Genomic DNA, 25724 nt, shown 5'->3' on the forward strand with positions numbered 1-25724 from the left:
GATCCGGGCGGTGCTCCGCCCGCGTCAGGCGTGCGTCAGCAGCCCCGCGAGCGGGGTGCGCAGCGGCCACGCCGAGCCTTCGAGGATGACCTGGCGCGCGACGCCGCTCGGCGCGACGAGCACGGGCGCGGCCAGGTTCACCGTCGTGTGCTCGCCCGAGGGGTTCACGACCACGAACACCTGCACCGCTGCGGCGTCGGCACCGAGCTCGCCGAGATCGTAGTTCGGGATGACCGGGCGGTAGTCGGCGAGGTGTACGCCGGCGTCGAGCAGGAAGATGCGAGGACCGTCGTCGGCACCGGTCAGGGTGCAGAGCCCGTGGGCCCCGTCGACCGGCTCGAGTTCGAAGCGCGTCTGCGGCCCGAGGCCGTAGGGCGGGGGCGAGAAGGTCACGAGGGTCATCGGAGGAAGTCCATGAGAGTCGGGCGCACGGCGCGGGCGGTGGCGGAGAGGGCGGCCTGGTAGGCGACCTCCTGCATCTTCAGCTCGATCGCGGTCTGGCCGATGTCGAGGTCCTCGATGCTGCTCCGGGTGGCCTCGAGCGCGACCGCGGAGGTCAGGTTCGCGGATGCCGCCTCGAGCACGGTGCCGTGCCTGGCGCCCGCCTCGGCGTGGGCGCGGGAGATGTGCTCACGGTGCACGTCGATCGCGGCGACGTGGCCGCCGACGTTCGTCCCGCCCCGGAGGTCGGCGACGATCGCGTCGATGGTGGCGAAGACCGAAGACGGACCCTGACCGAACGCGGCGGCACCGTCGACGTCGACGCGCACCGTGGCACCGTCGCCGATCCGTCGCTCGACGGCGCCCTGCCCCCCGGTGAACGAGTAGTCGGCCGCGAACGCGTGCCCCGCATCGGAGTTGCCGGCGAAGACGCTGCGGCCGAGGTAGCTCGTGTTCGCCTCGGTGAGCAGCAGCTCCCGCACGGATTCGAGTTCTGCGGCGATCGCCTCCTTCTGCGTCGGCGACATCGCTCCGTCGTTGGCGCCCTGCAGGGTCAGGTCGCGCACCCGTTGCATGAGCTTGGTGGTGGAGCTGAGCGCACCGTCGACGGCGGAGAGCCATCCGTTCCCGTCCTGGATGTTGCGCCCGTACTGCTCGGTGGCCCGCTGCGCGCTGCGCACGTTCATCGCACCCACGGTCGCGGCCGGATCGTCGGACGGCTTCGTGATGGCGCGGAAGCCGGAGGCGCGCTCCTGGCTCTGCGCGAGCTGCGAGGCCGCGAGCTGCAGGTTCCGCGACGACGAGTGCATCATCGTCATGGTCGTGACTCGGGTGATCACGAGGTCACCTCCCCACGATGCCGGTGCGGTTGATCAGCACGTCGAGCATCTCGTCGATGGCGGTGAAGACGCGGGCTGCACCTTGGTAGGCGGTCTGGGCGAGCACCAGGTTCATGTTCTCCTCGTCGAGGTCGACCGAGGCCGACGACTGCTGGCGGGCGACGGCGCTGGTCATCGCGAGCTCTGCCACGACGGCGCGATCGTGCTCGGCGCCCGCCGCGACGCCGACCTTGGCGACGAAGGTCGCCCAGTGGGCGTCAGGGGCGTCGTCGGCGAGCCGGAGCTGAGCGATGGCGTCCGCCATCGAGCCGTCGAGCGGACCGGCGCCGACCGCACCCGAGGCGATGCCGGCCGCATCCGTCGGGATGACGCCGAGCCCGAGCGCTGCCGGTCGGGTCGGATCGACCGAGAAGAAGTCGAGGCCCGTCTGCCCGCCCGTCGTGCTGCCACTGCGGTGCAGCGTGTTGACCTGCACCGCGAGCGCCTCCGCCAGTCCGTTGTACGAGGCGAGCGCCTCGGCGAGTTGTCCGCCGTTGCCCGAGGCCGTCGCCGGAGCGAGCATCGAGACGGCGCCGGCGAGTTCGCCCCCGTCGAGGGCGACGGGCGTGCCGGGCCGTCGCTCCCACTCGAGGGTCACTGAACCGCCGTCCGGCGTCGTCGGACCCGCGAGGACGACGCGGTTCCAGCTCGTGCCGCTCACGACGGGGTTGCCGCCGATCAGCACGTCGACGGTTCCGTCGCTGTTCGCGTGCACGACGCCGCCCGCGGTGCTCGCGAGCTCGGCGGCGTACCGGTCGCGCTCGTCGGCGAGTTCGTTCGTGTTGCCGCCGGCGAGCCCGACACGGCGGATGGTGTCGTTCAGCGTTGCGACGCGTTCGGCGGCGTTGTTGACGGACGAGACCATCGTGTTCGCCTCGGCCCGCAGGGACTTCCATTGCGCGGTGACGTCGCGGTATCCCTGCGCGATGCGGGAGATGAGCGCGTTCGCCTCCTCGAGCACGACGGCGGTGGCGGCGCCGTCGCCCGCAGCATTCGCGAGTCCCTGCCATGACGACCAGAACTCCTGCAACTGCGCGGCGATGCCGTTGGCACCGGGTTCGTTCAGTCCGCCCTCGAGCCGGCCGAGCGCGATCGCGCGAGCGGCGTGGTAGCCCGCCGTCGACGACGTCGCCCGAACCTGTCCGTTCAGCATCTCGTCGGCGAGCCGGGCGATTCCGCTCACGGTGACGCCCTGGCCGATGCCCGGTCGGGGCGGCGCCAGCAGTCCGACGGCCCCGAGCGCCCCGTTCGCGACGAGTTCCGCGCGCTGGCGGGTGTAGCCGGGCGTCTTCACGTTCGCGACGTTCTGGCCGGCGACCTCGATCGCGGTCCGTGCGGCGTTCAGCGCGGTGAAACTCGTGTTGAGTCCGCCGAATGTGCTCATCAGATCTCCTCGTCGACGAGTCGGGCGCCGGATGCATCGTGGGCGAATCCCCGTGCGTCGTACGTGCCGCTCGTGGTTCCTGCGCCGCCCACGACGGTCATCGCGTCCTGTGCCGCCCGGTTGGCCTCGCGGAGCATCCGCTCGTTCGCATCGCGGACGCCGCCGATCTCGGTGGTGACGCGCACGAGCGCGGTCAGGTGCGATTCCAGGATGTCGCTCCAGACCGCGTCGTCGAGGGAGGCGACGATCTCCCGCAGGGTCGCATCGGCATCGAGTTCCAGCTCCTCGGCGAGCTCGGCGGATTCCATCGCGCGGGCGAGTCCGACCTCCTTGAGACGCGTCGTCACGTACTCGATCTCCTGCGCGGCGCGCCCGAGCCATCGATGCTGAGCGGTCGCGAGCAGGAGGCGCTCGACGTCGAGCTTGTAGTGCAGCACTTCGAGCAGTTCACGTTCCCGCCAGAGGACGGCGGAGAGTTCGTGAACGCCCATCGGCTGCGCCCTCCTCCGGATCCAGCCGGCCCGGTCGGAACGGCTGCGAACACGACTATCGGCAACCGCAGCCGAGCGGTTAGGCGCTTCCGGAGGCAATCCGACGCCGACACATGCGGATCCGGCCCGCTGCCGCGCATGAGTACCAGTGCCCCACTCCCCGCCCGTCGCATCGCCCGACACCCGATGGACCACCCGATGGCGCCCTCGCGCGCCCGAACCTCCACCCCGGCACGACCCGCCCGGGGTGCGTCGAGCATCGACGGCTCCACCCGAATGGAACCCGATATGACCATCTCCTCACGCGTCCGCCCGCACCCGACCGAGGGCTGGGACGAACGGCGCGCCCACCTCGACGGCGTCTCGTACTGGCGGCGCGGCGAACGCCATCGCACCCTCGGCTGGGCGGTCGACCGCGACGGTGCACGGGAGGCGTGGTTGTACGGCCATCGGATCCCGACCCCGGATCACGCCCCCACGGACCCGCTGTCGTTCGCCGGGCAGTCACGGTCCGGCGAACTCCGGTGGGCGGACGGCGAGGGCACCCTCCGCGTCGTCTGCTCCAGGAACGCCGCAGGCGTCGACGAGACGAGGTTCCTCGACCGCGACGGCGAACCCGAGCGGCACTGGCGCCACGGCCATCAGCTGACGCGCGAGCTCTGCACGGGTGAGCGCCGCCACTACGAACGCCACGCCGAGGGATGGCGGCTGCATCGCATCGGCGGTCCGGCGATCGAGGACGCGGGGAGCGCGCTCCGATGCGGATGGTTCGAGCACGGCGAACCGGTGGAGTCGCTGCAGGCGCTGCTGAGCGACGCGAGGGCACTCGCGGTCGCGCGGTACGACGCCGGTCGCGACCCGATGCCGCACCCGCTCGACGCCGCGCAGTTCGCCCGGATCGCCGCGTACGTGGCGAGCGCGCCCGATGGGGAACGCAGCTGGGAGCTCTCGATCGCCTTCCCGACGGCGTGGGCCGCGGGAATGCGCGCTGCAGGACTGCTGGATCGGTAGGGCTCCCGACACGGGAATCGCCCCCGACCGACTACCCCCCTTTCGGGGGGGCATTGCCCCCATTCTTTGAACCGGCTGAACGAACGCTGCGCCCGAATCGTGCGGATCCCGGGCATACGGCGCGTATCCGCACCATGGCGGATTCCGTTTTCCGCACGAAATCAACGTTGTACATGTCCAACCCGAGCGTGTGAGAATCGCGACGTACCACCGAGTGACACGGGGATGGCCGCTTCCCGGGGGGAGATCACGGTGGTGCGGAGATCCGTCGGGGGGCGGATCTCCGCGCAACACCCGGTTACGCGGCGCGCACGATGCGCCACGTATCTCAGTGGCGCCACGACGGAGAACGAACGAGCGGGGAATCGCATGGTGGACGACGGGATGCAGGTGCGGGATGCCGCGCTCTCCCCCGTCGTCGTGCGGTCTCTGCCGCCTCTGCCGGGGACCGGCGACTGATGCTCACGCGCAGCTCCGGAGCATCCGGCACCGTCTCGCCCCGCCGAGGTCTGCCCACCGCGCCGGACGTGCGCGCGACGCCGCCCACGGCCACGACCGCCCCGACGCCGTACGCCGACGACCTGGACTGGGAGCGGACAGCGAAGGGAGTCGTCGAACTCGCGTCGCGGTCCGGACGTCTCCCCTCGGCCGGAGCCGAAGCCGACGACGTCGAACGCCGACACGCCCGCTGGCTGCGACACCAACGCGAGCTCTCCCGCACGGGCACGCTCCGTCGCTGGCGCGCCGAATGGCTCGACCGGCATCTGACGGGCTGGCGTCGACCATCCGAAACGCGGTGGCGGGCGCACGCCGTGCAGGTGGCGATCCATCGCATCGAGCACGGACGCATGCCGACGATGAACGCCGCGGACGAAGACGGGCGACGACTCGGGAACTGGCTGCACACCCAGCGCCGCCGACTCCGATCGGGGCGGCTCGACCCCGAGCGGGGCATGTGGCTCGACCTCAACCTTCCCGGCTGGGACGACCCCGCCGCCGATGCCTGGTACGCGAATGCGGAGTCGTGCGCCCTGCACGTCGCCGACGGCGGCAGGTTTCCCGCGGGCGGAGCAGACGATCCCGCCGAGCGTCGCCTCGCGATCTGGCTCCGCGGCCAACGCGTGATCGCGCGACGCGGCCGGATGGCCGATGAGCGACGCCGGTGGCTCGACGAGGCGATCCCGGGGTGGGATCGCCCGCACGAGACCGATTGGTTCACGCTCGCGACCTCGCTCGTCGCGTTCGAGGCATCGGCCGGCCGGATGCCGGCCACCGGCGCCGACGCCGCCACCGCAGAGCGTCGGCTCGGCACCTGGCTCTCCCGGCAACGATCGCGGCACGCCGCAGGGCGACTGCCCGAGCGGTACGTGGTCTGGCTCGATGAACGACTCCCGAGCTGGCGCACCCGGGCGACCGATCAATGGTCGTGCCGGCTCGAGGCGACCATCGCCTTCGCGATCGCGAACGGTCGGCTTCCGGCGCGATCCGCCGAGGCCGACGGCGCTGAGCGCGGACTTGCGATCTGGCTCGCCAACCAGCGGGCTGCGAATCGGCGAGGCGATCTCTCGGCCGACCGTGGGCGGCAGCTCGGAGCGGCGCTGCCGGGTTGGGCTTCTGTTCGCGTCACGAGCTGGAGCGCCAACGCCGATGCGCTCGCTCGGTTCGCGGCCGCCCACGGCCGGCTCCCGGGCCTCACCGAGCCCGACGGCGAGGCCCGCCGTCTCGCCATCTGGCTCGGCAGGCAGCGCACCGCGGCGAATGCGGGAGCCCTCGCTCCCGAACGCGAACGGGCGCTTCGCCTGCGGGTGCCCGGCTGGCGCACGCACCACCTCAGCGCGTGGCTCGCGACCGCCGAGCGGGTCGCACGATTCCATGGCGATGAGCAGCGCCTGCCGACCCGCCGGAGCGACGCACCGCCCCTCGAGATCGAGCTCGCCGTCTGGCTCAACAACCAGCGTTCGGCCGCGAAGGCCGGCAGACTCGCACCGGAGCGCGAGCGTTGGCTCGACGAGCAGCTCCCCGATTGGGACGACCCGCGGTTCTCGGCCTGGCTCGTGCGTGCCCGTGCGATCGTCGACCATCGCGACACCGTCGGACATCTGCCGAACGGCGGGTCGTCCGATCGTCTCACCCGGCGGCTCGGGGCCTGGCTCGACGCGCAGCGCGCCGCACATCGGGCCGGATCGCTCGAGAGCCGGAGGGCCGAGTGGCTCGACGTGCACCTGGCCGGGTGGGCGACCGCCGAGACGGTCGGGCGGCCCGTGGGCACGCGCACCGGGGCAGCCGACGACGGGCCGCCGCCGCGCGATCGGGTGCGACGGATCGATGATCGCGAAGCGACGCTCGACGCGTGGCTCACCCGAATCGCCGCACGAGGACGCGACCGCCTGCACGGCGAGCAGCTCGATTGGCTCGACGCGAACCTCCCGGGGTGGGATCAGCGGACCGCCTGAGCCGGGGGTTCAGCTGCCCGTCACGGCCAGCCTGCGCAGGTCGTCGTCGAGCAGTCGCGTGATCGAGCGGAGCGTGTCGGGTGCCACGTCGATGAGGCTCCGTGCGGCGAACTCGCGCACCCGCCTGGTGCGCAGCTCACGGAGATGGTCGAGCCTGGCGCCGACGCGCTCGGGCACCGCTGCTTCGCCGACCAGGTAGCCGGGGTCGATGTCGAGCACGCCCGCGATCGCCGAGAGGAGCCGTCGATCGGTCACCAACGGGCCGTTGCCACTCACCATGTACGCCCACCGCCCTCGCGAGAGCGAGATGCCCACGCGCTGCAGGTCGCCGGCGAGGGAGCGGAACGTGACCGGCGTGCCGCCCTCGGCGACCACGAGGTCGAGCACGAGGTTCAAGCGACGTGCGAGCTCTTGCTGCGGACTCTCGAATTCACGGACCTGATCGGGCATTCTGGTCAACTCCATGAGGGCCGGGGCGCGGGAGCGCAGTCCACGAACGGGTGGTCTCGGTCGGATCGAGAGCACGCGAGTCCTCGGGGATTCCTCGGCTCTCAGAGGAGAGTAGTGGACATCCTCCGACGGCGCACCGGGGAGAACTCCCCAATGCGGGGGCCATTCGGTACCCTCGCCCGAGCGTCGACTCCGGCCGCCTACACGTGCGGCACGAACTCCTGCCACGCGAGCCGCTTCTCGCGCCGCGGATCGAGTTCGACGCGGTCGAGCCGATCGAAGACGAGTGTGCACCTGTCCTCCTCGTCGTATCGCGGCCAGCCGTCGAGCGGCGCACCGGATGCCGCGAGCGCGACCCAGTGCGCCTGCATGCGCCGCCCGACCGTACGGAACATGCGTCGCCCGCCGAGCATCGTGAGCCCCGCGCCGGTCAGCGTGTCGAACTTCTCGAACAGGGCGAAGAGTTCGAGCCCGTGGGTCGCATCGAGACCGAGGAGCCGCGGCATCCGCGGGGCCGCATCGAATCGGTACATCCATGTCGGTGCGTACCGCGAATGCCGCTCCGCCACCTTCACCGTCGGGAACCAGAACGTGAAGTCGCCGGCGAAGTCAGCCGCCGGCCGGCGCTCGGGCAGACCCGCGTATTGACGTTTGATCGCCTTGCGCGAGCGCTTGCGCGTGTTCGCGAAGATCGCGCGAATGCGCGGCTTCGTCGTCGGCAGGATGCTGATACGCCCCTCGAACAGCGATCCCTCGCGATCGTTCGTGCCGATGATGAGCGGCACCCGATGCGCGAGCCCGTCGCGGAACGCGTCGAGCGGGCGGCGCGGCAGGAACTCGCCGTCGATCACGGGCGCGAGGCAGATCGTGCCGGGGTCTTCATCGGGGGTGCGGATCGTGAGGGCCGTCGTCGCATCGGCGAGCTGCATGGCATCGGCGGTGCACAGCATCGCCGCGGCATCCTCGACCGACTCGCTCTCGAGGTCGTCGTCGTCGACCACCCGGCTGAGCAGCTGCACGTACTCGCGGGCCCAGCGCGCCGTCGTCTCGGGCAGGTACACGGCGTTCGCGGGCGAGCTCTGCGCGATCGCGCGGCTGAACAGCCCGCCGGCGGCGGGCGCCGTGAGCAGGGTCGTCACCGAGTTCGCGCCGGCGGACTCGCCGAAGAGCGTCACGCGGTCGGGGTCGCCGCCGAACGAGCGGATGTTGCGGCGCACCCATTCGAGCGCGGCGACCTGGTCTCGCAGGCCGAGGTTCGCCTCGATCGGGCGCTCGGGCGTCGAGTAGACGCGCAGGTCGAGCCAGCCGAGCGCCCCGAGGCGGTAGTTCATGCTGACGTAGACGACGCCGTGCTCGCGCACGAGCCGCTCGCCCTGGCGCGGATACTCGCCCGAGGAGCCGACGCTGTAGGCGCCGCCGTGGATGAACACCATGACCGGTCGCCCTGGCGTCGAGTCGCTGTCGTCGGGTGCGATGACGTTCACGCTCAAGCAGTCCTCGCTCCGTGCGAGGCCCGGAGCCGCGCCGATGAACTGGCCCTTCCGCCGCTGCGGCGCGACCGGACCGAACTCGACGGCGTCGCGCACGCCGTCCCAGCCCGCTGCCGCGCGGGGCGCACGGAACCGGAACTCGCCTCCCGTCGACGACGCGTACGGGATGCCCCGCCAGCAGCGCACACCGTGCCTGAGCACCCCTCGTACCGCGCCCGTCTCGGTCTCGACGACGAGCGCGCGATCGACCCGCACCCCTGCCCCCAGCAGCATGCCCGGGAGCCTACGCCTGTCGGGTGAACGCCGGCATCCGGTCGTCGAACCGCGCGTGAACGTGACGGGGCCGGGCTGCGCTCGCGCAGCCCGGCCCCGTCGTGTCATCGATCGATCAGTGTCCGATCGCCTTGCGGGCGTTCACCACGCCGGCTCCGTAGAAGCCGTTGTTCGCGGTGCTCCCCTCGCAGGTGTGCGTGGCCGTCACCGTCGCCCCACTCGGCAGGTTGCGCGTGTAGGTGAATGCGGCGGGCACGGGGCACGCCGTGTCGACGGCGCTCTTCGCGAGGAGCGACTCGACGACGCGCGGCGGCAGGTACTTGCCCCCGCGGAAGACGTCGGGCAGGCCGTACCGGCTCACGATGAGCGCGGCGACACCGGCGGCGTGCGGCGAGGCCATCGACGTTCCCTGCAGGTACTGGTAGTACCCGCAGGTCGTGCCCGCGGCGTCGCAGCTCTTCACGACGTACTCCACCGTCGGGTTGCCGTCGGCGTCGATCTCGCCGTTCGCCTCTGCGAGGGCCTTCGGGTACGCGGCGAGTGTCGCCTTCGTGATGTCGCGCGTGTTCCCGGCCGTGTCGTAGACGTCGCCGCCCGGGGCCGCGACGTCGACGTAGCCGTTGCCGTAGTCGGAGTAGTACGCCTTGCGGCCCGACTGTCCGATGCTCGACACCGAGATGACGCCGTCGGCCTCGGAGGGCGTCGAGACGCAGCTCGCGGGGTCGAGCAGGTCGCGCGCGTACGCGACCTCACCCGGCACGTCGGCGAAGTCGGGGCTCGACGCATCGCTGATGGCCTTGGTGTAGTCGGTGGCGCCGTTGCCGGCCGCCGACACGAGCGTGACGCCGCGGAGTCGAGCGAAGTCGAGCGCGCGCTGCATCGCCGCGACGATCGTGCGCTGCTCCGCCTGGTCCTCGGGCGAGTCCGCCGGGTGGCTCGAGCAGTTGAAGAGCCACGGGTCGACGTAGTAGCTCATGTTGACGACGTCGACGCCGACCTTGCCGGCGTACGTCAGCGCGTCGAGCGACGGCTGCAGGAAGAAGTACCCCGAGTCCTGCCCGGCGCGGAGGTTCACGAGCGAGACGTTCGGCGCGACGCCCGCGATGCCGATGCCGTTGATGGGTGCGCCGATCGTCGAGGCGACGTGCGTTCCGTGGCCGTCCTCGTCGACGTCCGCTGCGTCCTCGCAGGACTGGTCGGCCTCCTCCTCGCACGGGCCGTCGATCGGGTCGCCGTTCGCGTCGAACGGCACGTCGACGGTGAAGTTCCGGCTGAGCTCGGCGTTGAAGTTCGGTGCGATGTCGGGGTGCGAGCCGTCGATTCCGGTGTCGATGATGCCGACGAGCACGCCCTTCTTCCCGGTCTCCCACTTGTAGGAGCCGTCGGCCGTCGCCCCGATCGCCTGCATGTCCCACTGCAGCGGTGCGAGCGGCTCCGCGACGGGCTTGCCCTTGCCGTTGCCGTTGCCGTTGCCCTTGCCGCCTGCGACGTGCTTCGCAGCGGATGCTCCGGCTCCCGCAGCGCGCACCTCGGCTTCGGCCTCGTCGTGCTTCTTGGCCTCGCCGCCGGCACGTGCGGCGGGCACGTCGGCGATCACCCGGTTCTGGGCGGTGCCCTCGATGACCCCCTGCTCCGCGGCGACCTCCGAGAAGTCGGTGGCCGTCGTGACCACGGTGGCGACGCCGACATCCGTGTTCTCGCTGACGATGGTGCCGCCCGCCGCGGCGACCGCGGCGTGCGCGGCCTCGCTGGGAGTGCCCTCGGCGAAGAGCACGACGTACTCCTGCTCGCCGGTCACCTCCCCGGCCGTCGAGGTCGTCGCACCGGCCGAAGTGGCGGCGAGTGCCGTCATGGCCAATGCGAGAGCGGATGTTGCGGCGATCGTTCGAAACTTGCGCATGACGCTCCATTCACGAGACGTGGTGAGCGCGATCCTTCCACGGCGCGCGAGCGCTCGACAAGAGGTTGACGGCGACGGTGCGGATACCGTCGGGCTCGCCGATCAGCGCGCAACATGCGCGCGTGGCGACGGTGATTTCGGTCGTCTGCGCCGGAGTGCGCGCTCGGCGTCAGCCGGCCGAGGCGCGAGCCGATGTGCGCGCCGGCGATGGCACGAGCATGCGCAGCGCCCATCCGAAGAGCACGAACACCACTCCGACCCCCGCGGCGAACAGGGCGACGCCGAACGAGACGACCGAGGTGAAGAGCGAAGCCCGCAGGAACGACGCGTTCATCACGGTGTCGCGCACGGGGTCGTCCTGGTCGAGCTCGGCGTACGTCTTGCCGCCGCTCGCCTCGAGCGCGTGCGCGTTGATGACGCCCGCCTGGATGAAGGCGTCGACCGGTCCGTCGACGACCTTGCCCGCGAAGTACGGGGAGTCGTCGGGGATCGTGATGTTCTCGGCCCGGAGCTGGTTCGAGACCCCGATCCAGGCGATGATCGCCACGACGATCAACAGGATGCCGCCGATCACGCCGGCCAATCCGATGAGACGGATGCCGCGTCGCTGGCCGTGCGTCAGCACGACCTCGCCGATCTCGTCTCCGTTCGCTGCAGACATGTCGCCTCCCCCGGGTTCATCACTGCTGTCGCCACACTAACGCCGCGGGCGCCAGTGGCGGAAGAGCCGTGCCGGGGCACGCCGGTGGTGGGATGTCGGTCGGGTGCAACAGAATGCTGAAGTGATCAGCGCGAGGACGTTCTGGAGTGCCCTGCCCACCGAGGGTCGGTGGCTGCTGTCGACCGTCGCCATCCAGACGCTCGGCCGGGGCCTGACCCTGCCCTTCACGATCATCTACCTGCACGAGGTGCGCGGCTTCGATCTCGGGTTGTCGGGCGCGCTCATGAGCCTCATCGCCGTGGTCGGGCTCATCGTCACCGGCCCGGGCGGCACGCTCATCGACCGCTTCGGCGCGAAGGCCGTGCTGCTCGCCGGCCTCGTCTCGATGATCGCCGGCTGCACCTTGCTCGCCTTCGCCACCCACCCGGCGGTCGCGGCCGTCGCCCTCGTGCTCATCGGGGTGAACTTCGGCGTCTCATGGCCGGGGTTCAACGCGCTCATCGCCGCCGTGGTCTCGGGCGACCTGCGCCAGCAGTACTTCGGCGTGAACTTCGCGCTCGTGAACCTCGGCATCGGCGTGGGCGGCATCATCGGCGGGTTCTACGTCGACGTCGACTCGCCCGAGACGTTCACCGTGATCTTCCTCATCGACGCCGCCAGCGCACTGATTCCCATGGCGCTGCTGCTCGGCCCGCTCCGCCACGTCCGCACCCAGTCCGAGCCGACCGAGGAGTCGGCAGCTGCGGGCGGCTACCGCGAGATCCTCCGCCAGCCGGCGGTGCTCTGGCTCACGCTCCTGACCTTCATCGCCATGTTCATCGGCTACGGCCAGATGGAGGCGGGCTTCCCGGCGTACGCGCGGCAAGTGGCCGAGGTCTCGACCCGCGTGATCGGACTCTCGTTCGCGGTCAACACCGCGGTCATCGTGCTGCTGCAGTTCACCGTGCTCGCGAAGATCAGCGGCAAGCGGCGCACTCGGGTGATGTGGGTGATGGCCGGCGTCTGGGCGCTCTCGTGGCTGATCCTCGGCGCGGCGGGCCTTCTGCCCGACTCCCTCGCCGCGGCCATCGGCGTGCTCGCGTTCATGGGCGTCTTCGCCTTCGGCGAGACCCTGCTGCAGCCGACTGTGCCGGCGATCTACAACGACCTCGCCTCCGACCATAACCGCGGCCGCTACAACGCGATCAACTCGGCCGCGTTCCAGGGCGGGGCGATCGCCGGGCCGATCGCAGCAGGCCTGCTGCTCGACCACGACCTCGATGCGATCTACATCGCCGTCATGGTCGTCGGCTGCCTCGGCATCGGCGCGCTGGCCCTCGCCCTCGAGCGTCGCATCCCGGCGAGCGCCAACGGCGTGCCAGCGAGCGCGACCAGCACGACGACCACCACCGCGAGCACGACCGAGCCCGCCGCGGACTGATCCGCGGCGGGCTCGGCGTGCAGGGCCGGTTACCGGTCGTCGTCGATGATCTCGGCGTCGATCACGTCGTCGTCGAACCCGGCGTCACCACCGGCGTGCGGCACCGGCGTGTCGGCCCGGGTCACCGACAGCGAGTCGCCGTCGTCCGCGAGCTCCACCACGACGCTGTCGCCGTCGCGGACCTCGCCCGTGAGCAGCGCCCGGGCGAGCCGGTCGTCGATCTCGTGCTGCATGAGCCTGCGCAGCGGCCGCGCGCCGTACAGCGGGTCGTACCCGCGTTCGGCGAGCCAGGCCCTGGCATCGGGAGTGACGCCGAGCTGGAGTCGCCGCTCGTGCAGCCGCGCCGACAGCCGGTCGATGTAGAGGTTGACGATCTCGCCGAGCTCGGCCTCGCTGAGCGCGGAGAACACGACGATGTCGTCGAGCCGGTTCACGAACTCGGGCTTGAACGCCTGCCGCACCGTCTGGAGCACGGCCTGCTCCTTCTCATCCCAACTGAGGCTCGGGTCGATCAGGTACTGCGAGCCGAGGTTCGACGTGAGGATCAGGATGGTGTTCCTGAAGTCGACCGTGCGGCCCTGGCCGTCGGTGAGACGCCCGTCGTCGAGCACCTGGAGCAGCACGTCGAAGACCTCGGGGTGCGCCTTCTCGACCTCGTCGAAGAGGATCACGGAGTACGGGCGACGACGAACGGCCTCGGTGAGCTGGCCGCCCTGGTCGTAGCCGACGTACCCGGGCGGCGCTCCGACGAGCCGGGAGACCGAGAACTTCTCGCCGTACTCCGACATGTCGATGCGCACCATGGCGTGCTCGTCGTCGAAGAGGAACTCGGCGAGCGCCTTCGCGAGCTCGGTCTTGCCGACACCCGTCGGGCCGAGGAACAGGAAGGATCCGGTCGGTCGATTGGGGTCGCTGATGCCCGCCCGCGAGCGGCGCACCGAGTCGGCGACCGCCGCGACGGCGCGCTTCTGGCCGATGAGGCGCTTGCCGAGCTCCTGCTCGAGGTGCAGCAGCTTCTCGGTCTCGCCCTGCAGCAGCCGGCCGACGGGGATGCCCGTCCACGCGGCGATCACCTGGGCGATGTCCTCCTCGGTCACCTGCTCGTTGACCATCCGGGGCTCGTCGGGAGCCTGCTCGGCCTGCTCGGCCGCCTCGAGGTCGCGCTGCAGCCGGGCGATCGTCTCGTATTCGAGCTTCGACGCCTTCGCGTAGTCGGCCTCGCGCATGGCGCGGTCGCGCTGCGTGACCGCGTCGTCGAGCTGCTTCTTCAGGTCGCCGACGCGGTTCAGGGACATCCGCTCGCGTGCCCAGCGTTCCTCGAGCCCGGCGAGCTCGCGCTCCTGCTCGACGAGCGTCTCGCGCAGCTTCGCGAGCCGCTCCTTCGACGCGTCGTCCTTCTCCTTCTTGAGGGCGAGCTCCTCGAGCTTCATGCGGTCGACCTGGCGCTTCAGCTGGTCGATCTCGACGGGGCTCGAGTCGATCTCCATCTTGAGGCGCGACATCGCCTCGTCGACGAGGTCGATCGCCTTGTCGGGCAGTTGTCGCGCCGAGATGTACCGGTTCGACAGGGATGCCGCGGCGACGAGCGCAGCGTCGGAGATCGTGACCCCGTGGTGCGCCTCGTAACGGCCCTTGAGCCCACGGAGGATCGCGATCGTGTCTTCGACGCTCGGCTCGCCGACGTACACCTGCTGGAACCGGCGTTCGAGCGCGGCATCCTTCTCGATGTATTCGCGGTACTCGTTGAGCGTGGTCGCGCCGATGAGCCGCAGCTCACCGCGGGCGAGCATGGGCTTCAGCATGTTGGAGGCCGCGACGGACCCCTCGCCGCCGCCGGCACCCATGAGCAGGTGCAGCTCGTCGACGAAGGTGATGATCTCGCCCTCGGCGTCGTTGATCTCCTTGAGCACGGCCTTCAGCCGCTCCTCGAACTGACCGCGGTACATCGCACCGGCGACGAGCGCCGAGATGTCGAGCGAGATGAGCTGCTTGCCCTTCAGCGACTCCGCGACGTCGCCCGCGACGATGCGCTGGGCGAGCCCCTCGACGACGGCGGTCTTGCCGACGCCCGGCTCGCCGATGAGCACGGGGTTGTTCTTCGTGCGTCGCGTGAGCACCTGGCTGACGCGACGGATCTCGGAGTCCCGCCCGATCACGGGGTCGAGCTTGCCCGCCTTCGCGATCTCGGTGAGGTTGACGCCGTACTGTTCGAGCGCCGACTTCTGCTCTTCCTGCGTGCTCGGCGCACCCTGCATGTTGGCCACAGGCTCTCCCTTCGTTCAAAACTTGAGTGTACTTAACTCAACTTTGTCGAGAGGGCTGGTATTCCGGCTTGCGCGCCGAATCTCCCCCGGCTCTCACGCTAGACGGATGCCGCGTGGCGCGCCAGCGATCCGCGGGTGCCACGGCCCGCCGCCGACCGATCAGACGGCCGACCCTGGTCGGCCGGTCAGCTCACGACCTCGACGGCGAGCACCGTGGTGCGCACGATCCCGGCGGGCGTCGGCGACTCGTACCTCACCGGCATGCCGGGCAGCGCCCGCGCGAACCAGAACGTCTCCACCGGCGCATCCGGCGCCTCGTCGCGGGTGTCGAAGCGCAGGCACTCGACCCGACCGACCGGCAGCTCGAGCGTCTCCTCGGTCAGCATGGTGCGCTCGGCCGGGAATGCGGCGTGACCCTGCAGCTCGCGCCAGGTCACCCGACCGCCCGCGACCTCGCCGTCGACTCCCCCATCGGGCGCGACGCGCCAGCGTTCGAGCATCGCGCCGTCGTCGTCGCATGCGCTGAAGCGGTTGACGCGCTCGAACGTCTCACCTCCGGGCTCCTCGACGAGGATGCGGATGGTCTTGCCGAACCCGCTCGCGTCGCGGATCTCGTCGGCGGTGAACGGCGTCGGCAGGAGGCCCGGCCCGAGCACGTGAGGGTCGCTCATGCACGACATTCTGCGTCATCCGCCGTCATCTCGACAGGGTCGCGGCGTATTCAATGCTTTCTCATACGTTGATGCGTGAAGCTCGAAGTCCGACCCCGAGGAGCCGCAGTGCAGAAGCGTACGAAGATCATCACCGCCTCGATCGTCGCGGGGGTGCTCGTGCTCGGTGCGACCGCCGCCATCGCGGCGCCGATCGTCTATCGCGACCTCATCGTCGGCGAGGCCGATTCCGCCCCGGCGGTGACGGCTGCGCCCTCGGCGACGGCCGAGGCGGGCACCGAGGCATCCGACCTCACCGGCGAGTGGACCGTGGCCGGCGGCTCGTTCGCGGGCTACCGCGTCGACGAGGTGCTGAACGGCACCGACGTCACGGTCACCGGGCGTACCTCCGACGTGACGGGCGGCTTCACGGTCGACGGGCTGAGCCTGACCGCGGCGTCGCTCGAGGTCGACGTCGCGTCGATCGCGACCGACTCGGGCAACCGCGACGAGTACTTCCGCTCGAACGCGCTGCGCGTCGACCAGTTCCCGACGGCGACCTTCGTGCTGACCGAGCCGATCACGGTCGACACCGCGCCAGTCGTCGGCGGGGTGCAGACGGTGCAGGCGATCGGCGAGCTCACGCTCGCGGGCGTCACGCGCACCGTGACCGTCGACCTCGACGCGGTCTGGAACGGCAGCGACGGCCAGGTCGCCGGCAGCATCCCGATCACGTTCGCCGACTTCGGCGTCGAGGCGCCGAACCTCGGCTTCGTCTCGGTCGAGCCAGACGGGTTCGTCGAGTTCTCGCTCGTGCTCGCTCGGGAGTGAGGTGGATCGGCGGCGTTGTGGCAGTCTGCTGCGATGGACGCATCGACTGATCAACCGCAGATCGGGCAGATCACCGTCGACCGAACTGCCCTGACCAAGCCCGGGGTCGAGCTTGCCTCCCTGCTCGAATCCCTCGATCTCGAGGTGTCGATTGCAGCCGTGCCGAACGACGCACCCGCGTCGGGGTGGAGGGTGCTCGCCCGCCCCGAGCACGCTGTCGTGCTCGGGTCTCCGGTCGAAGACGGCTCGAAGTGGTGGCGCATCGCGCAGGTCGCGCTGCCCCGCGACCGGTCGCGTGCCGCGCAAGTGCAGATCCACCCCGAACCGCAGCCACTCCGAGCGAGTCGGGCCGAGCGGAGCCGGGGCCTCGTCTTGCGGTGGCCCGACGTCACCCGTTCGGAGCCCGCCCTCGATCACCTCGTGGTCGACGTCGTCAACACGGGCGAACACCGGTGGCGCCCCGACGGCGACTCCTTCGTCGCGATCGGCTTCCTCGCCCGGGCCGGCGAGGAGCCGGGACCGGCTTTGTTCGGCTTCACGGGTGGCCAGGAGCCGGCCTTCGCGCTGGATCCGGGCGAGTACGCACGCGTCCGTGTGCTGCTCGATGCGAATCAGTGGCGGGATCGAGTACCCGGAGACCACGAGATCACCGCAACGCTCATGGACCTCGGCGTACGCACCGAGACTCCCCTCGAGGTGCACCTCACCGCCGAACTCATCGAACAGCACCAGCCGCGCCCCGGACGAACCCGCCTGCCAGCTGCAGAACACCGTCACGCGATGGAAGAGCGACTGGAGGGAGTCCGAGCGCTGCTCGCCGCGAGAGCGCTGCTCGGTTCCGTGCTTGAGACGGTGACCAATGCGACATCCGACGCGGATGCGCTGCTCGGGCTCGGGGAGCTGCTCGACTGCCCGCACGCTGTCGCCACGGGCGTCTACAACACGCCACTCCGCCGGTTCGGCTCGGAGAGCATCGATCGCCTCGCGCAGGAAGCCGAGGAACTCGAGCGCGCGAACGCACGATGACCGACCGGGTCTGATCGGGGCGCCTGCCGCGGGGGCGCCTGCCGCGGACGGCGGCTCGCTGCGGCATCCATGCACAGGAATAGACTCCATCGCCCGGTCGTTCCACCAGTCGTGCAACGCTTCGGAACGCTCTCATTCGGACACTACGGCCCGCTCGGCGGCGGCCGCGAACTCTCGGCGGGCGACTCCATGCTGCAGGCGATCGACCTCGCCCAGGGCATGGACGAGCTCGGCGTGAACGGCGCGTACTTCCGCGTGCACCACTTCGCGCGCCAGCAGGCGTCGCCGATGCCGCTGCTCGCCGCGATCGCCGCACGCACGCGGCACATCGAGGTCGGCACCGGCGTCGTCGACATGCGCTACGAGAACCCGCTGCACCTCGCCGAGGAGGCCGCGGCCGTCGACCTCATCTCGGGCGGTCGACTCGCACTCGGCGTCAGCCGGGGATCACCCGAGACGGTCGTGCGCGGCTACGAGGCGTTCGGCTACACCGGTTCGCAGGACCCGCGCGGCGCCGACATCGCCCGCGAGCACTTCGACCGCTTCCTCGAGGCCGTCGAGGGCAAGGGCATCGCCGAAGCGGATGCCTCGTCGCCGTTCGGCGGCGGCGCGAGCGGCCTGCAGCGCATCGAGCCGTACTCCCCCGGCCTGCGATCGCGCATCTGGTGGGGCGCCGGGAACAGCGACTCGGCCGAATGGGCGGGGCGCCGCGGCGTGAACCTGATGTCGTCGACCCTGCTCACGGAAGACCGCGGCATGCCCTTCGACGAGCTGCAGGCGCAGCAGATCCAGACGTTCCGCGCGGCCTGGCGCGAGGCCGGCCACCCCGGCGAGCCGCGCACCTCGGTGAGCCGTTCGATCTTCCCGATCACGACCGCCGAAGACGAGCTCTACTTCGGCGGCCGCCAGGACGGCGACGGCGTCGGCTACATCGACGGCATGCGATCGACGTTCGGCAAGACCTACGCCGGCACGCCCGACAAGCTCGTCGAGCAGTTGCTCCGCGACGCGGCGATCCGCGAGGCCGACACGCTCATGCTCACGATTCCGAGCCAGCTCGGCGTCGAATTCAATCTGCGGATGATCGCGGCCTTCGCCGAGCACGTCGCGCCGAGCCTCGGCTGGGAGCCGGCGAACCGGTGACCGCGACGGTCGACGGCGGCGCGGGCCCGACGCGCAGGCCGCGATCGCAGGCCCCGACGCCCGACCTCGGCACGCCCCTCTCGCGGTTCGGGAACGACAGGAGCAGACTCGAAGCATGGACGACCAACTCGACGAACGCCCACCGACCCGTCACCTGACGGAGGCGGAGTGCTGGCAGCGCATCTCCGACGCACCGTACGGCCGAATCGCCGCGGCCGCCGGCGGCGAAATCGACATCTTCCCGGTGAACCACGTGGTCGCGGACAACCGCACGATCGTCTTCCGCACTTCTCCGGGCACGAAACTGCTCGAACTCACGATCCACCACCATGTCGCCTTCGAGGTCGACGGCGCCGACGACCGTGAGGCGTTCAGCGTCGTCGTGAAGGGCGAGGCCGTCGAGTTCGATCGGCAGTCCGAGATCGCCGAGGCCGAGCGGCTCGGCGTGGAGCCCTGGGCTCCCGAGACGAAGGACCGGTGGGTGCGCATCACGCCCGCCGAGGTGCACGGCCGCCAGTTCGAGCGCCCGCACCCGTAGGGGCGAGCCGTTCGGGCGGGCCCGGCCGGCGGCGATCAGGCCGGGCGGTCAGGCCGGCGTGCGGCCTGAAAATGGTCCGCGCCTCCCCGCCGGGTCACGGCGAGGAGGCGCGGGGTTCGTGGCGTCGCCGTCCGAGGGAACGGCGACTGTGCCCGGCTACGCGCCGTGCGTGCGCCTGCGCAGCCAGAACAGTCCGGCCGCCCCGGCGAGCAGCGCCACGGCGAAGCCGGTGAGAGCCCAGCTCCTCGCCGCATCCCAACCGGTGGTCGCGAGCCCGTCCGATCCGGTCGAGCCGGCACTGCCGCTCCCGGTGTTGTCGCCCCCGGTCGATCCGGTGCCGCCTGCGTCTCCGCCGCCGGCGCCTCCATCGCCGCCCGCGTCAACCGCAGCGAACACCACCGAGGCGATCACCCTGCTCTCGACGCCCGTGAGCACCAGCTCCTCGCCGTCGATCGCGAAGCTCTCCACCCCGGTGACGCTGATCGCCGAATCTGCGATCTGGAAGCCGCTCGCCGGGGTCAGCGACAGGCGCACGACACCGCCCAGATCTGCGACGCCTTCGGCGGGCGAGACGGTGCCGTTGCCGACCTCCGTCTCGTACGTGAAGCGAACCGGCTGTCCCTCGACGGCGACGACCGCAGACCGCAGGGCGTCGAAGCTCACACGCAGCTGCTCCTTGGTCGGAGCCCCGGCGGCTTGCCGTTCCGCGCCCGCCCCGGTGCCGAGAAGCACCTCGCTGTTGCTCGTCGCGGTCGCGAGCGCCTCACCGAGCGCCGCATCGAAGACGCGCCCGTTCGACGCTGCGACCTCGTTCGCGCTCGCCAGTTCCTTCGCGTACTCGACCGCCTGGGCGAGTGCCTCGGTCTCTGCGGTGGAGTCGTCCGCCGCGAAGAGACCGGCGATCTCGTCTGCGCTCAGCGCGCTGTCCCACATCCGCAGCTCGTCCATGTCGAGACCGATGCCGTAGTTCTTCCCGCCGTCGACGCCGACCAGCATGTGCAGACCGCTGGTCATGCTGCCGACCCCCGCGATGCTCGTCTCATTCGTCGCCACGCCGTCCATGTACGTGCTCGCGACGTTCCGCGAACGGTCCACCGTGACGGTCATCAGATGCCAGCTGTTGCGGTAGTCGGTGACCGTACCGGTCGAGTAGACGCCGTTCGTGCCGTCGCCGAGGGTGAACTCGATCTTGCCCGTGTTCGTGCCCTCGGGGGCGATGTTGATGCCCGAGCGGTACCAGTTCGACCAGTTCTTGTTGCTGATGATCGAGCCGTACCCGCTCACTCCGGTGACCTTCGTCCAGAAGCTGATGGTGAGGTCCTTGTCGGCACCGAGATCGAACTCCGGGCGAGAGCCGAGGTCGACGTAACTGCCGGCACCGCCGCCGATGCGCACGGCCTTGCCGGATGCTCCCACGCGGTCGGTGTCGACATACGAGACCGAGCCGACCGGAGTCGCGGTCGGCGCGCTGTCTGCGGCCGCACCGGTGTCACGGAGGTCGCCCTCGAACGCGAGGCTGAGGAACTCGCCCTCGGGCGCAGGAGCCGGCGCCTCGGGGAACTCGGGGAAGACGAGCTCGCCCGCGGTGCGCACGGTGCCGGCGAGCGGCTGGGACTTGTTCTGGAAGTCGTCGAAGGCGGTGACCTTGACCGTGTAGTTCTTGGCCGGCTTCAGTCCGTGGATGTCGAAGCCCATCGTGCTCGGGGTCATGTAGAACCGCGAGTACGCCTTGAACGTCCCGGTGAGGGATTTGGGAGGGTTGTTCCCGAAGTCGGGCACCTGGTTCACGCTGAACGGCACGGGGGTGCCGGCCTGATCGGTGATCTCGACCTCGTAGAAGTTCACGAGTTCGTCATCCTTCGCCTGGTCGAAGCTGAGGGTGAGCGAGCTCTCGGTGACATCGGTCGCTGTGATCGCGGCGGCATCCCACCACGGCGCCACGGTGCTGCGCTGCGCGTCGGTGTAGGTGAAGCCGTCCTTGCCCTTGGTCGTGTCGATCACCCACGGCATGCCCATCCAGCGCTGGTGGGTGACGTCGAAGCGGCGGATCACGGTGGTGCCGTCCGTCAGCACGCTGATGAAGTTCGCACTCTTCTGCGGCACCCCGCCCTCGGCGTCGCCCTGGTTGCCGCCGAAGTAGCCGCCTCCGACGAAGTCCGAGGGGACGTCCTGATAGATGTAGTTCATCGAGGCGTTCTCGTAGACCGTGAAGTCCTTCTGGTAGATGCTCGTCTCGGGGTTCGACGAGAAGTGCGTGTGCGCCGAACCGAGCACGGCCTGCGGGTAGTCGGCGAGGATGCGCTGCACGTCGGGACCGGCGAGGTCGTACTCGCCGTGGAACGGGCCGCCGAGCGAGGTGCCCCCGTAGCCGCTGTGGATCGAGACGAAGATCGGCTTCCTCGGGTCGTAGTCGGGCTTGGCGGCGATCTCCTGGAGCGCGCTGGTGAGGAAGGCCTGGTACCCGGCTCGCTGCCCGCCGTACCCGAACGTGCTCGTGCCGTTGTAGTCGAGACCGATGAAGTCGATCCCGCTGATCGTGGTGTGGAAGTTGCTGACGTACCCGGTGTCGGCGTTCGGATAGAACCACGCCGGGGCATCGGCCGGCGCATTGTCGGCCCTGGCCGAATCGAACGTCTCGCCCATCAGATCGGCGATGTCGTGGTTGCCCTGGGTGAACAGCGCCTGCGACTCGGGGAAGCTCTCGCGAATGACTCGTTCGACCGCTCGGTACCAGCCGGCGACCTTCTCACTGTCACCGGCGAGGTGTGCTGAGTACTCCGGGTCGTTCGCCCCGACCACGTCGCCGTTGTCGACGACCACCTGAGTGTCGAAGGCCTTCTCATCGGCCCAGGCGCGAATGCTCTGGAAGTGCTGCTTCACCCCGTCGTATGCCACCTCCTCCGAGGTCTTGTCGGCGGTCGCGGTGCCGCCGAGCTCGGTGTCGGACATCGTGATGAACTCGAGCCTCGTGTCGGCGCCGTTGTACGCATCGTTGGCGGCATCGATGCGCTGCTGCGTCATCGGCTGTACGTCGCCCGTCGCGCTGCCCGGCGCGGCGGCCGCGGGCATGGCAGGCAGGAGCAGTGCGATCGCGGCGGTCGCGACGATCGCGCCTGCGCTGACGCTGCGTGACATCTTCGCGGGACGGGTTCGCACCCGCGGCGGGCGGTGGGAGAGCGACATGGGGTTCCTTCGTGTGTGCTGGGAATCGGTGGATGGTCAGGGGAGATGAGCGGACGTCAGCGGAGCGCGGCGTCCATGGCGAACAGGCCGCGCACCCACAGCGCGGTCACGGGGCGCAGGTCGGAGAGGTGGTCTGCCGAGCAGCCCGGGTCGCGATGGCGGTCGGGGCCGACCTGGACGAGACGGCATCCCGCGGCGGTCGCCGCCGTGGCGCCGACCGCCGAGTCCTCGAACACGATGCAGGCGCCCGGTTCCGCACCCAGCAGCTCAGCCGCGCGCAGGTAGGGCTCCGGATGCGGTTTCGTGCGCTGCACGTCATCGGCCGTGATGACGGCATCGAAGCGCCCGAGCGGCACGCTCCGCTCCACCGCCGCGACCCACCGTCGGGACGAACTCGTCACGAGGCCCAGCGAGATCCCCGCCTCACGCAGACTCCGCAGCGCCTCCGGTGCCCCGGCGATCCACGGCAAGCGCCCGCTGAACACCTCGATCGCCGACCTCTCGAGCTCCTCGGCCACGCGATCGCCGGAGGCGCTCTCGCCGGTGAGGGCGATGACCCGACGAGCGGCCTCGCTCGTCGTGAGCCCTTCGAACTCGGCGAGGAGGGCCGGCGAGGCCGATCGTCCAGCGCTGTCGAGGCGACCTCGCACCACCTCGAGCCAGAGCCGCTCGCTGTCGACCAGGGTGCCGTCGAGATCGAAGAGCACGGCGGCCGGCCCGGCGGTCTCGGCGGCGGAGGAGAGGTGCGTTGTCGGGATCACCCAACGATTCCCGTTCCCGTCGGTGTGCAGGGGGCGACGAACCGGTGAATGAGATCTGAACAGTCCCGATTCTTCGTCCGAGATGGGGGGACAGCTGTGAACGGTTGTCCACCGGGAGGGCTCCGTGCTGGATCGAGTGACCTACTCTGAGACCGTGCCACCCGGATCCGCACGCTCGCATCGCGAGATCATGAGCGATCTTCTGACCCGGATCGTCGACGGGGAGTTCATCCCCGGTACGACACTTCCGTCGGAGACGAAGCTGGCGCAGCGCTACGGTGCGACTCGCGGCACCGTTCGACGTGCGCTCGCCGGGCTCGAGACCAGGGGGCTGGTGACGCCGGTGCAGGGCTCCGGCTGGGTCGTGCGCTCAGCTCGCCAGAACCAGTCGTTCGATGAGCTGCGCTCCTTTGCGCAGTGGGCACGGAGCAAGGGGATGACGCCCGGCGGTCAGGTCCACAGTTCCGAGTTCGGCGAGGCCACCGGCAGCGAAGCGCGCCGGCTCCGCGTGAGCCTGCACAGCCGGGTACTCCGGGTCGCCAGGGCGCGCAGCCTCGACGGACGCGTGGTGATGCTCGAACGCACCTGCTACCCGAGTTGGATTGCAGACCGGGTCGCCGCGATACCCGGTGACGAGGCATCCGTCGTCGACGCTCTCAGCCGCGACTTCGATGTGGTCACCGCCCATGCCGAGCATGCGATCGACGTCGTGCCGGTGTCCAGCGCCGACTCCGAGCTTCTCGGTGTGCGCCGCGCGGGTCCCCTGCTGCGAGTCCGGCGCGTCAGCTACACGTCAGGCGGTGCCCCGATCGAGTACGGCGAGGATCGCTACCTCCCCGACACGGTGACGTTCCTGGTGGAGGCGTCACGCGAGAGCAACTCCCTCACCCGCTCGGAGTTCGAGCTGTAGACGCGTCACGACATGCCGCGGCCGCAACTCTCAGCCTGAGGCCGCGCCGCAACGACAGAACCGCGCCTCCCTGATGGCTGTAGGGGAGCCCAGGGAGGCGCGGGGTCTGCACCGAAGCCCCGCCGCCGGGCTTGAGACGGCGGCGAGGCCCCGGGATACGCTCGGCGACCTAGCCGACGCCCTCGAGCGCGTCGGTCTCGGTGTTGCCGATGTTCGCGATCACCTCGGGGCGGCGCTTGGCGAGGTGCAGGTACCAGGCGAGCGCGGCGATCATGGTGATGAGGAACAGGTACGGGATGACGTTCAGCGGCCATGCCGGCACGGGCCACACGTTCGCGAAGAACACGTAGACCATTGCGACGACGGCGACCGTGGCGCACACCCAGACGAGGCCGTTGCGCATCTGCTCGCGGCGCGTGTAGACGACGCACGCGATCGCGACGAGGGCGTAGGCGACCATGTAGCCGTAGGTGCCGTAGGTGTCGACCCACACGACGATGTCCATCGGGTGCACCCCGATCGCGAGCAGCACGATGTCGAGCACGATCGCGGCGGGGCCGGCGACGAGCAGCACGCGGTGCGGCGTCAGGTGGCGCTCGTGGGTGCGGCCGAAGCGCTCGGCGACGACCCCCTCCTTGCCCATCACGTAGATGATGCGGCCGACGACGTTGAGCGGGGCCACGACGACGGCGAAGAACGAGGCGCCGACGCCGAAGGTGAGCACGGGGCCGAACCAGGCGGGCATGCCGATCTGCGCCGAGATCGCCTCGAGCGGGCTCGCGACCGTGGCGAGGTCGTCGCCGAGGATCGCGATCTGCGTGTAGGCCGAGAACACGTAGAGCACGCCCACGCCGAGTGCGCTCCACATGATCGCCCGCGGGATCGCCTTGTACGGGTTCTTCGCTTCACGACCGAGGGCATCGGCCGAAGAGAAGCCGACGAAGCCCAGGATGCCGAGCACCATTCCCGCTGCGACGCCCTGGAACGGCACGCCCTCGAGCGAGAACTGCGCCGGGTCCCATGCGTTCGGGCCGGCCCACACGAGCGCGAGCACCAGCAGCACGAGGATGATCGCGACCGAGACGAGTTCGAGCACGAGCGAGACGCGCGCAGAGAGGCGGATGCCGCGAATGGTGAAGAGCGTCGCGAGCCCGCCGAGCACGATCGCGAGCGTGATCTGCGCGGCGACGCCCTCGAACGGCACGCCGATGAGCAGCAGGAACTGGTTGAAGTACGAGACCGAGCCGCCGAGCGAACCGGCGGCGATGCCCCAGCAGCCGATGAGCAGGGCGACGCCCGCCAGGTACGCGCCGAACGGGCCGAGGCCCTTCGCGACGTAGGTGTAGAGCGATCCCGCCGACGCGTGCTTCTTGGCGAACACGGCGACGCAGTAGCCGACGGCGAGGATCACGATCGTGGCGAGCACGAACGAGAGCATCGTTCCGTTGCCGGCGCCGATGAAGATGCCGGCGGCGGTGAACGCGATGACGGCGCTCGGGGCGATGTTGGCGATCGCCTGGGCCGCGAGCTCGGGTCCGCTCATGACACCGCGGCGGAGCCCGGCGT

The 25724-nt window shown here is 70.3% G+C and carries 21 protein-coding genes; 8 read left to right on the forward strand and 13 right to left on the reverse strand.

The window, feature by feature from the left end; translation table 11 throughout:
* Positions 1 to 24: 24 nt before the first annotated feature.
* The 4 genes from fliW to flgN are packed head-to-tail and all read right to left on the reverse strand — an operon-like array spanning position 25 to position 3194.
* A complete protein-coding gene (gene fliW / locus ACFCVM_RS10150; protein WP_375836051.1) occupies positions 25 to 402 on the reverse strand; it encodes a flagellar assembly protein FliW in 378 nt (125 codons plus the stop codon).
* On the reverse strand, positions 399 to 1280 hold the full coding sequence (gene flgL, locus ACFCVM_RS10155; RefSeq protein ID WP_375836052.1) for a flagellar hook-associated protein FlgL: 882 nt from the start codon (positions 1278 to 1280) through the stop codon (positions 399 to 401). The genes fliW and flgL overlap by 4 nt, the downstream gene beginning before the upstream one ends.
* Positions 1281 to 1284: 4 nt before the next feature.
* Positions 1285 to 2703: a flagellar hook-associated protein FlgK gene (flgK, locus tag ACFCVM_RS10160; RefSeq protein WP_375836053.1), complete on the reverse strand. Its 1419-nt coding sequence runs from the start codon at positions 2701 to 2703 to the stop codon at positions 1285 to 1287.
* On the reverse strand, positions 2703 to 3194 hold the full coding sequence (gene flgN, locus ACFCVM_RS10165) for a flagellar export chaperone FlgN (RefSeq protein ID WP_375836054.1): 492 nt from the start codon (positions 3192 to 3194) through the stop codon (positions 2703 to 2705). The genes flgK and flgN overlap by 1 nt, the downstream gene beginning before the upstream one ends.
* A 288-nt stretch (positions 3195 to 3482) precedes the next feature.
* Between flgN and ACFCVM_RS10170 the strand changes: the two genes are divergently transcribed.
* Together ACFCVM_RS10170 and ACFCVM_RS10175 are read left to right on the forward strand one after the other, a co-directional pair.
* Entirely contained in the window at positions 3483 to 4205 is a 723-nt protein-coding gene (locus ACFCVM_RS10170) for a hypothetical protein (RefSeq protein ID WP_375836055.1), read from the forward strand.
* Positions 4206 to 4663: 458 nt separating this feature from the next.
* Entirely contained in the window at positions 4664 to 6658 is a 1995-nt protein-coding gene (locus ACFCVM_RS10175) for a Helicase associated domain protein (protein ID WP_375836056.1), read from the forward strand.
* A 9-nt stretch (positions 6659 to 6667) separates the two neighbouring features.
* Here ACFCVM_RS10175 and ACFCVM_RS10180 read toward each other — a convergent pair whose 3' ends face one another.
* The 4 genes from ACFCVM_RS10180 to ACFCVM_RS10195 all read right to left on the reverse strand — a co-directional run bounded on the left by ACFCVM_RS10180 (position 6668) and on the right by ACFCVM_RS10195 (position 11432).
* Complete coding sequence (locus tag ACFCVM_RS10180; protein WP_375836057.1) at positions 6668 to 7108, reverse strand: hypothetical protein; 441 nt, start codon at positions 7106 to 7108, stop codon at positions 6668 to 6670.
* 200 nt (positions 7109 to 7308) lie between these two features.
* Complete coding sequence (locus ACFCVM_RS10185; RefSeq protein WP_375836058.1) at positions 7309 to 8871, reverse strand: carboxylesterase/lipase family protein; 1563 nt, start codon at positions 8869 to 8871, stop codon at positions 7309 to 7311.
* Positions 8872 to 8986: 115 nt separating this feature from the next.
* Entirely contained in the window at positions 8987 to 10771 is a 1785-nt protein-coding gene (locus ACFCVM_RS10190) for a S8 family serine peptidase (protein WP_375836059.1), read from the reverse strand.
* Positions 10772 to 10940: 169 nt separating this feature from the next.
* Complete coding sequence (locus ACFCVM_RS10195) at positions 10941 to 11432, reverse strand: aromatic ring-opening dioxygenase LigA (RefSeq protein ID WP_375836060.1); 492 nt, start codon at positions 11430 to 11432, stop codon at positions 10941 to 10943.
* A 121-nt stretch (positions 11433 to 11553) separates the two neighbouring features.
* Between ACFCVM_RS10195 and ACFCVM_RS10200 the strand changes: the two genes are divergently transcribed.
* Positions 11554 to 12852, forward strand: a complete 1299-nt coding sequence (locus tag ACFCVM_RS10200) for an MFS transporter (RefSeq protein WP_375836061.1) — start codon at positions 11554 to 11556, stop codon at positions 12850 to 12852.
* 29 nt (positions 12853 to 12881) lie between these two features.
* Here ACFCVM_RS10200 and ACFCVM_RS10205 read toward each other — a convergent pair whose 3' ends face one another.
* A complete protein-coding gene (locus ACFCVM_RS10205) occupies positions 12882 to 15116 on the reverse strand; it encodes an ATP-dependent Clp protease ATP-binding subunit (protein ID WP_375836062.1) in 2235 nt (744 codons plus the stop codon).
* Positions 15117 to 15301: 185 nt separating this feature from the next.
* The gene (locus ACFCVM_RS10210; RefSeq protein ID WP_375836063.1) at positions 15302 to 15787 is read right to left on the reverse strand and encodes a hypothetical protein; all 486 of its coding nucleotides are present in this window, start codon (positions 15785 to 15787) and stop codon (positions 15302 to 15304) included.
* A gap of 108 nt (positions 15788 to 15895) precedes the next feature.
* On the opposite strand from ACFCVM_RS10210, the gene ACFCVM_RS10215 reads away from it, so the two are divergent.
* The 4 genes from ACFCVM_RS10215 to ACFCVM_RS10230 all read left to right on the forward strand — a co-directional run bounded on the left by ACFCVM_RS10215 (position 15896) and on the right by ACFCVM_RS10230 (position 19304).
* Complete coding sequence (locus tag ACFCVM_RS10215) at positions 15896 to 16597, forward strand: YceI family protein (protein WP_375836064.1); 702 nt, start codon at positions 15896 to 15898, stop codon at positions 16595 to 16597.
* A gap of 33 nt (positions 16598 to 16630) precedes the next feature.
* Positions 16631 to 17623, forward strand: coding sequence for a hypothetical protein (locus tag ACFCVM_RS10220; RefSeq protein WP_375836065.1), 993 nt, complete (start codon positions 16631 to 16633; stop codon positions 17621 to 17623).
* Positions 17624 to 17734: 111 nt separating this feature from the next.
* Complete coding sequence (locus tag ACFCVM_RS10225) at positions 17735 to 18766, forward strand: LLM class flavin-dependent oxidoreductase (protein WP_375836066.1); 1032 nt, start codon at positions 17735 to 17737, stop codon at positions 18764 to 18766.
* 115 nt (positions 18767 to 18881) lie between these two features.
* On the forward strand, positions 18882 to 19304 hold the full coding sequence (locus ACFCVM_RS10230; protein WP_375836067.1) for a pyridoxamine 5'-phosphate oxidase family protein: 423 nt from the start codon (positions 18882 to 18884) through the stop codon (positions 19302 to 19304).
* Between the two features lie 156 nt (positions 19305 to 19460).
* Here ACFCVM_RS10230 and ACFCVM_RS10235 read toward each other — a convergent pair whose 3' ends face one another.
* A complete protein-coding gene (locus ACFCVM_RS10235; RefSeq protein ID WP_375836068.1) occupies positions 19461 to 22487 on the reverse strand; it encodes a LamG-like jellyroll fold domain-containing protein in 3027 nt (1008 codons plus the stop codon).
* A gap of 56 nt (positions 22488 to 22543) precedes the next feature.
* On the reverse strand, positions 22544 to 23248 hold the full coding sequence (locus tag ACFCVM_RS10240; protein ID WP_375836069.1) for an HAD family hydrolase: 705 nt from the start codon (positions 23246 to 23248) through the stop codon (positions 22544 to 22546).
* Between the two features lie 190 nt (positions 23249 to 23438).
* Here ACFCVM_RS10240 and ACFCVM_RS10245 point away from each other — a divergent pair, with 190 nt between their 5' ends.
* Positions 23439 to 24158: a GntR family transcriptional regulator gene (locus ACFCVM_RS10245; protein ID WP_375836070.1), complete on the forward strand. Its 720-nt coding sequence runs from the start codon at positions 23439 to 23441 to the stop codon at positions 24156 to 24158.
* 169 nt (positions 24159 to 24327) lie between these two features.
* Here the strand turns inward: ACFCVM_RS10245 and ACFCVM_RS10250 are convergent, their stop codons facing one another.
* Positions 24328 to 25701, reverse strand: a complete 1374-nt coding sequence (locus ACFCVM_RS10250; protein ID WP_375836701.1) for an APC family permease — start codon at positions 25699 to 25701, stop codon at positions 24328 to 24330.
* Positions 25702 to 25724: the final 23 nt, after the last annotated feature.

The organism is Agromyces sp. NPDC056389, from assembly GCF_042262385.1.
GTDB lineage: Bacteria > Actinomycetota > Actinomycetes > Actinomycetales > Microbacteriaceae > Agromyces.